General features: G+C 69.4%; 6 protein-coding genes. 2 read left to right on the plus strand and 4 right to left on the minus strand.

The window, feature by feature from the left end; all coding sequences use genetic code 11:
- Positions 1-8: 8 nt before the first annotated feature.
- From A5702_RS14130 to A5702_RS14140, 3 genes are all read right to left on the minus strand, one after another.
- A complete protein-coding gene (locus tag A5702_RS14130) occupies positions 9-9245 on the minus strand; it encodes a type I polyketide synthase (RefSeq protein ID WP_068221455.1) in 9237 nt (3078 codons plus the stop codon).
- A 543-nt stretch (positions 9246-9788) separates the two neighbouring features.
- Entirely contained in the window at positions 9789-10511 is a 723-nt protein-coding gene (locus tag A5702_RS14135; protein WP_068221457.1) for a DUF1906 domain-containing protein, read from the minus strand.
- Positions 10512-10571: 60 nt separating this feature from the next.
- Entirely contained in the window at positions 10572-11465 is an 894-nt protein-coding gene (locus A5702_RS14140) for a MerR family transcriptional regulator (RefSeq protein ID WP_068221459.1), read from the minus strand.
- A gap of 40 nt (positions 11466-11505) precedes the next feature.
- Between A5702_RS14140 and A5702_RS14145 the strand changes: the two genes are divergently transcribed.
- A complete protein-coding gene (locus tag A5702_RS14145; protein WP_068221461.1) occupies positions 11506-12645 on the plus strand; it encodes an aromatic ring-hydroxylating dioxygenase subunit alpha in 1140 nt (379 codons plus the stop codon).
- Positions 12646-12704: 59 nt separating this feature from the next.
- Here A5702_RS14145 and A5702_RS14150 read toward each other — a convergent pair whose 3' ends face one another.
- Positions 12705-14051 (minus strand): lipocalin-like domain-containing protein, encoded by a 1347-nt coding sequence (locus A5702_RS14150; RefSeq protein ID WP_068221463.1) that lies wholly within the window; start codon positions 14049-14051, stop codon positions 12705-12707.
- A 93-nt stretch (positions 14052-14144) separates the two neighbouring features.
- On the opposite strand from A5702_RS14150, the gene A5702_RS14155 reads away from it, so the two are divergent.
- A complete protein-coding gene (locus tag A5702_RS14155) occupies positions 14145-15611 on the plus strand; it encodes an aldehyde dehydrogenase (protein WP_068221465.1) in 1467 nt (488 codons plus the stop codon).
- Positions 15612-15616: the final 5 nt, after the last annotated feature.

Genomic DNA, 15616 nt, shown 5'->3' on the forward strand with positions numbered 1-15616 from the left:
AGGCCAGGCTAACGGACGACCTCGTAGGCGTCGTCGTCGCCCAACCGGGACGCCGGGTTCAGCAGCATCGCCGCCTCCTGGCGCTTCTCCGGCACGTCGTGGTTGAAGCGACGGTCCGCCGGCCGCTCGTACATCGGCGCACCGCCGGCGATGGCCGAGGCCAACCGCCGCTGACCGGCCAGCAGCCGCGCCTCGGCGCGCCGCTGGTAGTCCGCGCGCTGCTGCGGGTCCAGGGCGGCGATGAACGCCTGCGGATGCACCAGCGCCACCAGCCCGGACACGTGGCCGAACCCGAGGCTGGTCAGCATCCCGGCCTTGAGCGGGAACTTGTCCCCGAGCCGCAGCGTTTCGCGCACCCAGACGAAGTGCGCCGAGCCGGCCAGTTCGTCGTCGACGCAATCCAGGCTGCGGTTCGGCGGGATGACCCCGTCGCGCAGCATCTGGCACAGCCCCATCATCTGGAACACCGCCGCCCCGCCCTTGGCGTGGCCGGTGAGGCTCTTCTGCGACACCACGAACAGCGGCGCACCCTCGGAGCGGCCCAGCGAGTCCGCCAGCCGCTCGTGCAGCTCGGTCTCGTTGGGATCGTTGGCCAGGGTCGAGGTGTCGTGCTTGGAGATCACCGCGACGTCGTCGGCGCCGACGCCGAGCTTGGCCAGCGAGCGCGCCAACTGCGAGTCCTTGCCGCCGCGGCCGGCGCCCAGCGCGCCGAGCCCGGGGGCCGGGATCGACGTGTGCACCCCGTCGGCGAACGACTGCGCGTAAGCCACCACGGCCAGCACCGGCAGGCCCATCTTCAGCGCCAAGTCGCCGCGCGCCAGCAGGATGGTGCCGCCACCCTGCGCCTCGACGAAGCCGAGCCGGCGCCGGTCGTTGGGCCGGGAGAACTTCGCGTCGTCGATGCCCCGGCCCCGCATCATGGAGGTGTCGGCGGTGGCGGCCATGTCACCGAAGCCGATGATGGCCTCGAGCGTCAGGTCGTCGAACCCGCCGGCGACCACCAGCTCGGCCTTGCCGAGGCGGATCTTGTCGACGCCTTCCTCGACCGACACGGCCGCGGTGGCGCACGCGCCGACCGGGTGGATCATCGCGCCGTAGCTGCCCACGTAGCTCTGAATGACGTGCGCCGCAACGACGTTCGGCAGCACTTCCTGCAGGATGTCGTTCGGCTTGTTCCGGCCGAGCAGGTTGCCGTGATACATGGTCTGCATCGACGTCATGCCGCCCATGCCGGTGCCCTGGGTGCTGGCCACCAGGCCCGGGTGCACCCACCGCATCAGCTCGGCCGGGGTGAATCCCGACGACAGGAACGCGTCGACGGTCGCGACGATGTTCCACAGCGCCACCCGGTCGGTCGAGCTGGCCATGTCCTGGCTGATGCCGAACACCGTCGGGTCGAACCCGGTGGGGATCTGCGCGCCGACGACCCGCGACAGCTTGGTCTTGCGCGGCACCCGGATCTCGGTGCCGGCCTTGCGGATGACCTGCCAGTCGCTGGAATCGGGCACCGGCCGGATCACCGTGTGCTCGGGGTCGAACTCGACGAAGGCGCGGGCGTCGGCCTCCGAGGACACCACGAAGGCGAAGTCCTTTTCCAGGAACACCGACACCAGCAGTGGCGACGCGTGATCGGGGTCGATCGCGCCGTCGTCGACGAACTCGCGGATGCCCACCCGCTCGACCACGACGTCGTGGTAGCGCTCGACCAGCTCGGTCTCGTCGACCAGCTCACCGGATTCGGTGTCGTACCAACCGGGTTGGGGGTCGTCCTCCCAGCGGACCAGCCCGGTGGTCCAGGCCAGCTCCAGGACGCCGGCCGCCGACAGTTGGTTGTCGACCTCCATCTCGAACCGGGTGCGCGACGATCCGTACGGCCCGATCTCGGCGCCGCCGACGATGACCACCAGGTCGGCCGGGTCGACGTCGAGGTCGGCCCATTGCGGGGGCGGCGCCGGGTTGAAGCCGCGCGGCGGGGACGGCAACGCGGCGATGGTGCCCTCGGCGTCGACGCCGTCGGCGTCGTCATCCGAGGCGGAGCCGGCCCGCTCGCGCGCCTTGGCGGCCAGCTCGGCCATGTCGAGGTTGGCCTCGGCGAGGCCGCCGGTCAGGTCCGCCTTGATCGGCGCGCCCGCCGCCGCGACCTTGGACTCGACGTCGCAGAGGTCCAGCAGCATGGCCGCCATCTGCTCGGTGGAGTACGTGGTGACACCGGCCTCCTCGACCGCGGTGACGATGGCGTCGTTGTGGCCCATCAGCCCGGTGCCGCGGGTCCAGCCGATCAGCGCGTGCGCCAGGCTGACCCTTGCGGCCCAAGAGGATTCGGCGTGCCAACGGCTCACCAACGCGTCCAGCGCCGACTTGGCTTCGCCGTAGGCGCCGTCGCCGCCGAACATTCCGCGGTTGGGCGAGCCGGGCAGCACCACGTGCAGCCGCGACGCGATGTCACGTTCGGCGCCGATCTTGGACAGGCCGCCGATCAACCGCTGCACCGCCCACAGCAGGACCTTCATCTCCATCTCGGAGCGCGAGCCGGCCTCCGACAGGTCGCCGGCGACGCGGGGCGCCGCGAACGGGAACAGCAGCGTGGGGGTCTGCGCGTCCTTGATGTGAATGGACTGCGGCCCAAGGCTTTCGGTCTGCTCGTTGCCGACCCATTCGACCAGCGCGTCGATGTCGGAGTAGGACGCCATGTTCGCGGCGACCACCCAAAGCGACGCCCCGTACCGGGCGTGGTCGCGGTACAGCCCGCGATAGAACGCCAGCCGCTCGTCGTCGAGCTTGGATGTCGTGGCGATGACGGTGGCCCCGCCGTCGAGCAGTCGCGCCACCACCGAGGCGGCGATCGAACCCTTCGACGCGCCGGTCACCACGGCGACCTCGTTGCTGTAGGGGCCGGGGTCCGGATTCTCGGCGCCTGCGGCGATGCGGCCGTACAGCGACGCGTGAATCTGGCGACCGGCGGCCAGCGCCTTGCCCTGCCACCAGGTGGCCTGGGTGGCGACGACATGGCCCGCGCCCTCGAACCTTTCGGACAGGCTCGTCCACTGGGCGTCGATGTCACCCTCGTCGACCAGCCAGAGCTTGACCAGGTCCTCGCGGGCACTGGCCCAGCGGTCGTCGAACACCACCGCCTTCTTGGCGTCGAAGGCGGGCGCCACCAGCCGCGGCCAGTCCGCGCCCAGTTCGGCGGTGACCAGGTCGATGAGCTCGGCGTCGGTGGCCGCCGGCATCGCGCTCACCGGGTCGTCGTGTCCCAGCTGGCCCAGGATCAGCCGGGCCGCCGAGGCGAGCACGCCGTCGCGACCGGTGATCTGGTCGGTGAACTCGCTCAACGCGGCCGCGTCGACGGTCGCACCGCCGCCGCCACCCGACGACGGCAGCGCCACCGCGATGCCGCGGCGCGCGGCGACCGCCCCGACGGCGGCGTCGATGACCTTGTCGACCGAGGCGGCGTCGGCCAGCGCGCCCTCGTGCAGGTGGCCCATGGCCCCGCCGCGGACGCTGGTGCCCTCGCGGGTGCCCAGCGCGACTTCGACCGTGACGTGCTTGGCCCAGCCGTCGCCGAGCTCCCACGTCTTCTTGACCCGTTCGGCGATCGCGGCGGGCCGCTTGCCGGAGGGCCCCAGCACCGTGCGCAGCTGGTCGTTGATCGCGTCGGAAAGCACTGGGCCGAAAGGCTTGTAGGTGCGCGCCAACTTGGTCACCTGCGACCGCAGACCGGCCAGGTCGGCCTCGGCGGCGCCGTCGATGGCGCCCAGGTTCAGTTCCGAACCGAGGTCCACCAGCAACTGGTTGCGCCGCGACGAGGCGCCGTCGGTGATGGACTCGATGGAGTCCAACTCCTCGATCTGGTCGATGCGCATCTTCGCCGACAGCGCGATCAACGCCAGGGTGGCGTCGGCGGCGTCGAACCCGATGTCGTCGGGTCTCGGAGCACCGGACGGAGCTGCGGCGGGAGCCGCAGCGACGGCTGGGGCGACATTAGAAAGGGGCGCGCCGTCCGCGGCGACAGCCGCGGAATCATCCGCAACCTCTTCCGGCTCGGGCTCGGGGTCGGTGTCGGTGGCGAACAGCACCGCGGCGTCACGCTCGGCGTTGAGCACTTCGACTGTGCTGTGGGCATATTCGGGGAGCTTGAGGGTGTTGGTGGCCAGTCCGGCGACGGTCGGCGCCGACTTCACGCCGATCTCGACGAAGCGCTCCACGCCCAGGCCGCCCGCGGCCTCCTCGGTGAACAGCAGGTCCTGGGTCTCGATCCAGCGCACCGGGCTGGCGAACTGCCACGCCAGCAACTCGATCAAGACGATGCGCGCCATCTCGTTTCGGCGCTCGGTGAGCCACGTGTCGTAGTCGGCGAGGATCGCATCGAGCGGCTCGGCGGGCACCAGGTCGCGGATCTCCTCGATGAAGTCGCGGTCCAGGGTGAACGGCCGTGGCACCAGGTTGGGGATGTAGCGGCCGATGATGACGTCGGGATCCTTGTCGCGCGGCATCACGCGCTCGAGCGAGCGGCGGAACTCCGCCACCCCGACGCGCAACACCCGCGAGTGGAACGGCACGTCGATGCCCGGCACCAGGATGAACGAGCGCTTGCCGCCGGTGAGTTCGCGGCGCCGCTCCACCTCGGCTTCCAGCTCCTCCAGACCGCGGACCGTGCCGGCGATCGCGTACTGCGAACCGCGCAGGTTGAAGTTGACGATCTCCAGGAATTCACCGGTGCGCTCGGCGATTTCGGCGACGAACGCGGGCACCTCGTTGTCCGGCAGGTCGATCTGCGACGGCCGGATCGCGGCCAGCCGGTAGTTGGAGCGGCCCAGCTCGTCGCGCGGCACGATGTCATGCATCTTCGAGCCACGGTGAAACACCGTCTCCAGCAACGCTTCCAGCTCGTAGATGCCGGTGACGCAGGCCAAAGCGGTGTACTCGCCGACGGAATGACCGCACGCGATCGCGCCCTCGACGAAGGCGCCCTGTTCACGCATCTCGGCGACCTGCGCCGCCGCCACGGTCGCCATCGCGACCTGGGTGAACTGCGTCAGGTAGAGCACGCCCTCGGGGTGGTTGTAGTGCACGCCGCTGGCGATGATGCTGGTCGGGTTGTCGCGCACCACGTGCAGCACCGAGAAGCCCAGCGTGTCACGGGTGAACTTGTCCGCTTTGTCCCACACCTTGCGGGCCGCCTTGGACCGGGCGCGGACGTCCATGCCCATGCCCTTGTGCTGAATCCCCTGACCGGGGAAGGCGTACACCGTGTGCGGGGCGGCCAGGCGCGCCGTCGCCGACATCACCAGGTCGGACCCGATCCGGGCGGCGACCTCCAAAACCTCGGCGCCCTGGTCGATTCCGACGCGGTCGACGCGGAAGTCGACCTCGTCGCCGGGACGCACCATGCCCAGGAACCGCGCGGTCCAGCCGACCAGCCGGGCCGGGGGCCGGGCCTGCCCGTCGGTGGCGGTCACCGCGTGCTGCGCGGCGGCCGACAACCACATGCCGTGCACGATGGGCGATTCCAGGCCGGCCAGCAGCGCGGCCGCCCGGTCGGTGTGAATCGGGTTGTGGTCACCGGAGACCACCGCGAACGGCCGCATGTCGACCGGGGCGGTCAGCCGGACGTCGCGGCGGCGGCGCCGCGGGGTGTCGGTCGCGTTCTCCGACACCGCGCCACCGGCCCGCACCGGGTCGGTCAACTCGGCGGCGCCGGTGCGCCCCAGGATCGCGAACCGCTCGTCGAGGCTGGCGATGGTCGCGCCGTCGGCGCCGGCGATCGTCACCGCGACCCGCACGACGCGACCCATGTCGGTATCGACAGCCGGGAAAGCCGTTGCCCTGACGGCCAATTCGGCTGGCTCCTTGGGCAACACGCCGACCACATGGGCGGCGTGGTCGAGGTGCACGAGGCTCAGCAGGCCTTCCACGACCGGGACACCGGCGTCGGTGACGGCCGAGCCGATCGCCGAGAAGACCGCGGGCCAGCACAGGCCGACGAGCGCGTCGGGCACGGTGGTGAGGCCGGGCGCCAGCGGCTCGCCGAAGGTGGCCGTGACGCCGGTGTGGTCGGCGACCCGTTCGGGGTCCCAGTCCACCGTGACGGCGGCCGTGCCGTCGACGACCGCGGGCAGGAACTCCGGGCCGTCGACACCGGCGGCGATCGCCAGCACCGCGCGCATGGCGGTGGCTGCGTCTTCGGTGGACACCACCGGGGTGCCGCCATCAATGGTGTTGGCGGGCAAGGTGAATGGGATGTCGATCCAGGTACCCGACAGCGGAACGCTCAGCACCACACGGTCGCCGTCAACCTCAAGGCGGGCCCCGGTGAACGAGTGGGTGGCGCGCCGACTTTCGGGACCGTCGTGCACCAGCCAATCGCCGGGGTCGGCGATGCGGTGGACCGGGTTGGTGGCGGTGCGGCCGGCCCATTGCACGTCGGGGGCGTCGAGCACGACGGCCAGCGGCCCGGTCACGTCGGGACGGCCCCGCCGGCGCGACGCCACGTCCCGCGGTTGCCCGTCGGCCGACAGCACCTCGTCGATGGCGGCCTGCTCGAAACGGTCGAGCAGGTCGCCGACCGGCTCGTCCATCCGGGTGATGCCGGCCACGGCCGCGGTGCCCGGGATGATGCAGACCTGGTCGGCGTCGTAGCGGGCGTCGTGCGCCTGCCACAGCGAGTCGCTGCGCCACCAGCGCCGCACGTCCTTGTCGATGACCGGGACGAAGTTGACCGGTTTGCCCAGCGTCTTGCACAGCGTGACGAAGAACGGGACGTCGGCCGGGTGCAGCTGCACCGACTCGGCGTCCGGGTAGCGGGCCAGCAGCGTGGCGATGGCCTGCTGCGGGCTCTCGAGCAGCGCGGGGTCGTCGAAGAGCGTCTCGATCGGGCCGAAATCCTGTGGGTGCAATCGCGCTTCGGCGCGCTGCAGCATCTGCTGGAAGCGGTCGCGCCAGGTGTCGGCCAGCCACGGGCTGCCGGGCGCGGCGGTGTCGGCGGTCGAGTTGCCCTCGCCGATGGCGAGCTCGACGTAGCGCTGCAACCACTGCAGGTAGGTCATGTCGGCGACGTCGCCGAAGTACGGCTTGGCCGTGTTGGCCATCGCCGCGATGATCTCTTCGCGGCGCGCGGCGACAGCCTCCGCGTCACCGGCGACCTCGTCGAGCAGCCGGCCGCACCGCGACGCGCTGTTGTCGATCTCGTGAATGTCGGCACCCAGCTGGCTGCGGCTGGAAGCCATGCCGCCCACGGCTTTTCCGGCGCCGATCCACTGGTCGGTGCCCTGCGTCTCGACCAGCATCCGCTTGACCGACGGCGACGTGGTGGCCTCCTTCGTCGCCATCGCCGCGGTGCCGACGAGGATGCCGTCGATCGGCATCAGGGGGAAGCCGTACGCCTGCGCCCACCGACCGGACAGGTACTCGGCGGCCCGCTCGGGCGTGCCGATGCCACCGCCCACGCAGACGGTGATGTTGGGCCGCGACCGCAGCTCGGAATACGTTGCCAGCAACAGGTCGTCGAGGTCTTCCCAGGAGTGGTGCCCACCGGCGCGCCCACCCTCGATGTGCATGATCACCGGCTTGGTGGGCACCTCGGTCGCGATGCGGATGACCGAGCGGATCTGTTCGACGGTGCCGGGCTTGAATACGACGTGGCTGATGCCGACGTCGTTCAGCTCCTCGATCAGCTCGACGGCGTCCTCGAGGTCGGGGATGCCGGCGCTGATCACCAGGCCGTCGATCGCCGCCCCGGACTGACGGGCCTTCTGCACCAACCGCTTTCCGCCGACCTGCAGCTTCCACAGGTACGGGTCGAGGAACAGCGCGTTGAACTGATAGGTGCGGCCGGGCTCGAGCAGCGTGCCAAGTTCCTCGATGCGCGCGGCGAAGATCTCCTCGGTAACCTGCCCACCGCCGGCCAGCTCGGCCCAGTGCCCGGCGTTGGCCGCGGCGGCGACGATCTTGGCGTCGACGGTGGTCGGGGTCATGCCCGCGAGCAGGATCGGCGAGCGTCCGGTCAACCGGGTGAACTTCGTCGAGAGCTTGACCCTGCCGTCGGGCAGGCGAACGACGGTGGGCGCGTAGGTCGACCACGCGCGCGCCACCTCGGGAACGGCCCCGACGGTGAAGAGGTTGCGCTGGCCGCCGCGGGTCGCGGCGGGCACGATGCCGACGCCCAGCCCGCGGATCACCGGCGCGGTCAGCCGGGTAAGGATGTCGCCGGGCCCCAGGTCGAGAATCCAGCGCGCGCCAGCGTCGTGCACGCGGGTGATCTCCTCGACCCAGTCGACGCGGCGGACCAGGATGGACTCGGTCAGCTCGCGGGCCAGCGCGACGTCCAGGCCGACCTTCTCGGCCCAGCCGCCGACGATGTCGATGCCGTCGGCCAACCGGGGCGTGTGGAAGCCGACTTCGACCTGCACCGGATCGAAGACCGGCGAGAAGACGTCGCCGCCGCGCAGCTTGTTCTTGCGGTCGGCCTCTTCCTTCTCCGCGATCTGCTGGCAATAGAGCTCGAACCGGGACAGCTGTTCGGGCGTGCCGGTGATGACGACCGAACGCCGGCCGTTGCGGATGGACAGCACGGGCGGCAGCACGGTCCGGACGTCCTGCGCGAACTCGTCGAGCAGCCGGCGAATGCGCTCAGGGTCGGCGTTGGTCACCGACACCATCGGCGGGCGGTCGCCCAGCACGGAGATCCCGCGCCGGCGGGCCACCAGCGTGCCCGCCGCGCCGATCAGCTGCGCCATCGCGAGCAGCTCGGCGTCGCGGGCGCCCGCGGCCTTCAGCGCCTCGACGGCAAGGACGCCCTGCGAGTGCCCGGCGACGGCCACCGGCGGGGTCTCGTTGAGGTCCATGCCCTGGCGCGCCAGCGCGCGCACGGCCGCCATCTGGGTGAGCAGCACGCCGGGGATGGACACCGCGGCCGACGTCAGGTGCTTGGCCGACGGGACGGGGTCCTCGGCCGCCAGCGCGCGCACCCAGGCGAGCGGCTCGAAACCGATCGGGCGCACCACGACGAGCTCCTTGGCCACCGGCTCGAGCAGCAGCTCGACCTCACCGACCAGCGTTGCCAGGTCGGATTCGATGCCCGCCGACGACACGAGTTCTTCGAGGGTTTCCAGCCAGGCGCTGCCCTGGCCCCCGAACGCGACGGCGTACGGCTCTCCGGCCGTCAGACGGTCGACCAGAGCATGGGCGGTGTGCGGTCCGTTCGGATCGCGCTCAGCGGACACCCGGCCGTGCTCGTGGATCGTCACGTCTGTATCTCCCTCAATGCCTCATGTACGTCTTACGTATCAGTGCGTTCAGCCGGTCCGAAGGGGACAGGAACTCTGGAGAGTCCGTCGATTCCGCATCGAATCGCGACCAAAAATCCGTCTGGCCGGTGTGTTGTCGGCGGGCCGCCGTATGGCTCGAGCGGCGCGGCGGACTGCATCGGCCCCACTAAGAGTGTCATAAGGATCGACCCTCGTTTCGCGTGCTGATCGGTTACTGGTGAGTTCTACGCACGGGTAACCGTGTCGTGGGTAACACCGGGTTTAGGCCGCGGCGCGGGCGCGCCGAACAAACCCGCTGCATGCAGGTGGTTACGGTCGAGTAGCTATAACTGCGCTGATCAAAGCAGTTTTGTTATGTAATCGTTATGTAAAAATTTCGAGCCGTCGAGCCGTGCGGAGGCCGCCTCCGTCGCGTCGTCACGGCGGCGGCCGCTCCCGCCGTTTCCGGAAATGAGCGAACGAGTGTTTGCTGGGATCTCTAAGAGTTGCGGCCCGCCGGCGCCGGCGGAAGGGCCGGGGAGGCTAGGCCCACTGCCCGAATTGCGGCTGGAGGATCTCATTGACGTCCACCCCGACCCCGCCGACGCTGCGTTTGTCGATTTCGACCTGATGCAGATGGGCCCCGGGATGGGCGAATCCCTTGGGCGAGCCCCAGTTGTGCTGCCAGAAGTAAGAGCCCAATCCGTCGTGCAGCGCCCAGTCGATCGTCTTGGAATTGGCGTACACACCTGTGCGCTGATGACCGATCACCGACTCCCAGGACCGCAGATACGGCGCGATCTGCTGTTTGTACTGGTCGTAAGAGGGGTCGTCGTCGATGGATGCGTAGATCGGCGCAGTGGCGGGCCCGCCCGCGGCGGCGTGGAGTTGCATTCCACGTTGCGCGTGCTGGATGCCGGCGTTGGCGCCGCCGAGCCAGTCGGCGGTGTTGCCCTTGCCGTACTGATAACAGGAGACGATCTTCAGCCCGCTGCTGTTGAGGTCGCGCGCCTCGTCGACCTGGATGGGCTTGCCCAGCATCCAGTTGCCGCCGGGTCGTCGGTCCGACACGTACCTGATCGCACCCACGGCGCCGGCGGCCCGAATCTGGCTGGCCGGGATGACCCCCGCCGCGTAGTCGAGCAGGGTGCCGAGCGACGCCGCCGCGGGAGCCGGGCGCAACGAGGCGCCGGCGACGCCCAGGCCGACCAAGGCGGGCGTCGCCGCCGCCAATTTGAGCAGGTCACGCCGCGACACCGAGGACACAAGCGACAGGGTACGACAGAAATACCATCTGACACATTGACCACACAGGTCACATGTGCATCACGGTGCCGCATCGTCGGTTTGGCAAGGCGGCGGCGCGGGCAGGACGATCACGCTGACGGCCTCCAGGCCGCGGCGAGACGTCTCGCGCGCGATCTCGTCCAGGAAATGAGCGGCCGCCGGGTTGATCGATCCCGCCCAGGCGCGGAAGCCCTGCACGATCACGGGGTCACGCTCCAACGACGGTTGCACGCTCCGAAGCACACCGACCACGTCGTCGGGCAGCGGGTCGGCCAGCTGCTTGGCGATCCAGCTGCGCGCGAGTTCCGTCGCGGCCGCCCGATCGTCACCCAACCCGATGACGTCGCCCGCGAGGGTGCGCAACCGGTCGAACAGCACCTCCCGTCCCGGGGTCTCGGCCAGTTGGGCCAGCAGGGTGCTGGCCGCCGGCGGCAGCACCATCTGGCCGAACAAGACCGGAACCGGCAACTCCCACTCGTCGAACAGGTCGGCGTACATGGCGGCGACGGGCGCGGCCAACGGCGCGCTGAGCCGCCCGATGACGCCGATGCTGTCGCGGTGCGTGGTCGCCAGCCGGCGCAGGATGTCCTCGCTGACGTCGGCGTCGGGACAGTCGGTCGCGGCATCGATGGCCGCGATCAACTGGTCCAGCCGGTCGCGCTGGCGCATCAGCAACGTCCGGTGCTCGTCGAGGACACCCGCCAGCGTGGTGCGCCCGCCCTCGGTCAGGCGCTGGATGTCATTGATGCTGAGGCCGAGACTTCGCATCAGGTCGATGCGCAGCAGGTCGAGGACCTGCTCCACGTCGAAGACCCGATAGCCGTTGGACAGATGCTCGGCGCGCAGCAGGCCGACCTTCTCGTAGTGGCGGATGCGGCCGGACGCGATCCCGGTCAGGGCCGTGACGTCGCCGATCAGCAACTGCTCAGCCACTCCTTGACCTTACAACTGTGGCAAGGTCTGTACTGGTCAGATGGAACGCGACCAGCTGATCGACCTCACCCGCCGCGCCTTGAAACTGGCGCGCGACAAGACCACCGACCTCGCCGCGGCGCAGGCCCGGATCGAGGCGCGGGCGTACACGTCGGCCGAACGCCACGAACGGGATCGGGCCATGGTGCTGGCCAGCCCGCAGTTGGTCGGCTACGTCTCGGAGCTGCCCGGCCCCGGCGCGTACTGCACCAAGACGGTGATGGGCCGCTCGATTCTGTTGACCCGGACGGCCGACGGATCGGTCAAGGCGTTCGACAATGTCTGCCTGCATCGCCAGTCGCAGGTGGTGACCGGCTGCGGCACGGCGAAGCGGTTCACCTGCCCGTACCACGCGTGGACGTACGACAACACCGGGCGGCTGGTCGCGCTGCCGGGCCGCGAGGGCTTCCCGGAGATCACGGTGAAAGCCGAAGGGCTGACCGAGCTCCCGGCCGCCGAGTTCGCCGGATTCCTCTGGGTCGCATTGGATTCCGGGGCCGTCCTGGACGTGGCCGCACACCTCGGCCCCCTGGCCGACGAGCTGGATTCGTGGGGCATCGGACGCTGGTCGCCGCTGGGCGAAAAGGTGCTCGACTGCCCGATCAACTGGAAGCTTGCGGTCGACACCTTCTCGGAGAACTACCATTTCGCCACCGTGCACCAGCAGACCTTCGCCACCATCGCGCGCAGCAACTGCACGGTGTTCGACGCGTTCGGTCCACACCATCGGTTGATCTTCCCGCTCAACACGATCGTGGGGCTCGACGAAGTGCCCGAGGAGCAATGGGATCCGTTCCAGAACGTGGTCGTCATCTACGCGTTGTTCCCCAACATCGTGCTGTCGGTGACCATCGCCAACGGCGAGCTGTTTCGGATCTACCCCGGTGATCGCCCGGGGAGATCGATTACGGTGCATCAGAATTCGACGCCGCTGGACATTTCGGACGAATCGGTGGCCGCGGGCGCGCAGGCCGTCTTCGACTACGCCCACGCCACGGTGCGCGACGAGGACTACCGGCTGGTCGAAGGCCTGCAGGCCAACCTCGAGTCCGGTGCCCGCGATCACCTGCTGTTCGGCCGCAACGAGCCGGGACTGCAGCATCGCCACAACGCCTGGGCCCAGGCGCTTCGCGACACTTAAACCACGCACACGACACGCCGCAACACACGTGCGTGGTTTCAGTCTCGCGGCCCGGTCCCTCAACCCTCGACGGACAGCGCCGTTACCAGATCGTCCAACAACGTTGTGAGCGTGTCGTTTTGGCCCGAACGCACCGTGGTCAACAAGCCGATCGCTTCGCTTCGGCGGCCCCGGGCCAGCAGCTGCACCAGCAGGCCGGCGGCCGTCTGCAGGTCCCGGTCGGCCGGCTCCATGTTCGCGACGGTGGTGGTCAGCACTTCGGCCAGCTCCCAATCCCGGTACAGGGCCAGGGAGCGCTCATTGAACGCGAAGCCGGTCACGGGCTCGCCCCACAACGTTCCGCGGTACCGGTAGGGGCCCTCCATGTACTCGATGGGCAGGCCGTGGGCGGGCGCGGGCACCAGCGGCTCCCCGACGATGTCGAGTTGCATGGTGCGGCAGGTGATCCGGTGCCGGTCCGGCAGGTAGCGGGCGTCCGCGTGTGGCCGCACCAACGGCTGCACCGCGTCCGGCCAGCGCACGTAGCTGCTGACCGTTACCTCGACGTCTTCGGCGCATTCGGGCGGCACGGCGGGATCGGGATGGCTGGTTGTCACGCCGGTAAACGGTTGCAGCGCATTGCCATTGGTGCGGTCGAACTGCCGCCAGATGCTCAGGTCCACGCCGTTGTCGAAGTTGATGGTGCGCCATTCGTGCGAGCGGGCCCTCGGGTCTCCCCCGGTTCCCCCGCCGCCGGCGTATTTCGGGAACCATTGCCGGTCGATGTGCCCGCTGCTGCCGGACACCTGCTGGACCAGGTCGCCCCAGCGCAGGGTGCCTGTCATCGCCATGCCGGTCTGGAAATACGAATAGGTTTCGGTCTGGCCGAAGCAGCAGATCTTCCCGTTGTAGGTCGACGCGCCCACCGGTGTCGGTGCGCGCGTTGGCGTTACGGCCAGGTCCAGCCGCATGGGCCGGCCCGACTGGTCCTCGCCGACCAGGCTGACGCGGTAGGTGTAGGGCAGCAACCCGCCATCGCCGTCGCGACAGGTGGTCCAGGAGGCGGTGCCGGCCCCGCTGGCGTAATGGATGTCGAGATAGCCGGGGGTCAACGCCAACTTGTGCTGCGCTCCGGGCTTGAGGTTGGCCGGCGGCATGTCGTAGTCCGTGTAGGTGCCGTAGTCACCGGAATCCAGATCGAACAGCGCCAGCGTATAGAAATCCGCGACCACGGTGCCGCCGGGCCGGTTCTTGTTGAAGATCGTCAGAAAGGCGAACGACCGGCCGGTCTCGGCGGCATCAAGCTGCCCGGCGATGAACCAGGTGTCCGACTCCTGATCCGGATGCTCGCCCTCGGCGGCGGGGAAATCCAGCTGGCTGTCGCCGGGCACCAACTGGAACGGGTAACTGCGCCAATCGCTGGTCATATCGGCCCTCGCTGCTTTTTTCGCTATGTTAGCGTCAATAGCGAATTCACGGTCACTGTGCCAGGTGCGCCCGACCCCTCGAGGAAGTGTCCGATGACAGCAGTTGTCGACCACCGGTCCTACAGCGAACTCTTCATCGGGGGGCAGTGGCGCAAGCCCGCCAACCCCCGGCAGCTCGCCGTCATCTCCCCGCACTCGGAGGAACCGATCGGCCACGTCCAGTTGGCCGGGCCCGCGGACGTGGACGCCGCGGTTGCCGCCGCGCGAGGGGCGTTCGACCGCGGTCCGTGGCCGCGGATGACGCACGCCGAGCGCATGGCCAAGGTCGAACAGCTCGCCGGGATCTACGCCGGACACATCGACGAGATGGCCGACCTGATCACCGACGAGATGGGCTCCCCGCGCAGTTTCAGCCGGCTGGGCCAAGCGGCGGCCGCCGCGACGCTCATCCATCTGGCGCTGGCCGCCGCGCGCGACTTTCCCTGGGAGGAACGGCGCCAGGGCGTGCTGGGCGAGGTGCACCTGCGCCGGGCCCCGGTCGGCGTGGTCGGTGCGATCGTGCCGTGGAACGTGCCGCAGTTCCTGATCATGCCCAAACTCATCCCGGCGTTGATCGCCGGTTGCACGGTCATCATCAAGCCGGCACCCGAAACGCCCTTGGACGCTTTGTGGTTGGCGGAAATGATCGAGCAGCTCGACCTTCCCGACGGCGTCGTCTCGGTGCTGCCCGGCGGCCCCGAGATCGGGGAGGCGCTCGTGCGCCATCCGGGTGTGGACAAGATCGCGTTCACCGGTTCCAGCGCCGTCGGGCGTCGCATCGCCGCCCTGTGCGGCGAACAGCTCAAACGCGTCAGCCTGGAACTGGGCGGCAAGTCCGCGGCGATCATTCTCGACGACGCCGACATCGACAAGACCGTCGCCGGCCTGAAAACCGCCGGTCTGATGAACAACGGTCAGGCCTGCGTCGCGCAGACCCGCATCCTCGTCAGCGACCGGCGCCACGACGAGGTCGTCGACGCGCTGGCCGAGATGATGTCGGGCCTGAACGTCGGCGATCCGGCCGACGACGCCACCGACATCGGACCCCTTGTCGCGCAACGGCAACAGCGTCGCGTGCAGGACTACATCAAGTCCGGCCAGGCCGACGGCGCCCGCATCGTGCTCGGCGGCCAGGACAGTCCGTCGGCCCGGGGCTGGTATGTGCGGCCGACGCTGTTCACCGACGCCACGAACGACATGCGCATCGCCCGGGAGGAGATCTTCGGGCCGGTCTTGACCGTGCTGCGCTACCTCGACGAGGACGACGCGATCCGGATCGCCAATGAAAGCGATTACGGCCTGGCCGGTTCGGTGTGGACCTCCGACATCGCGCACGGCCTTCAGATCGCCGCGGGTGTGCGCACCGGCACCTACGGCATCAACATGTACACGCTGGACATCGGCGCGCCGTTCGGCGGCTTCAAGCAGTCCGGGATCGGTCGCGAGTTCGGCCCCGAGGGCCTCGACGAGTATGTCGAGCTTCAGACCCTGGTGTGCAAAGGGCAGTTGCCGCCCTTATAGAACCT

The organism is Mycobacterium sp. E3339 (assembly GCF_001666915.1).
GTDB lineage: Bacteria > Actinomycetota > Actinomycetes > Mycobacteriales > Mycobacteriaceae > Mycobacterium.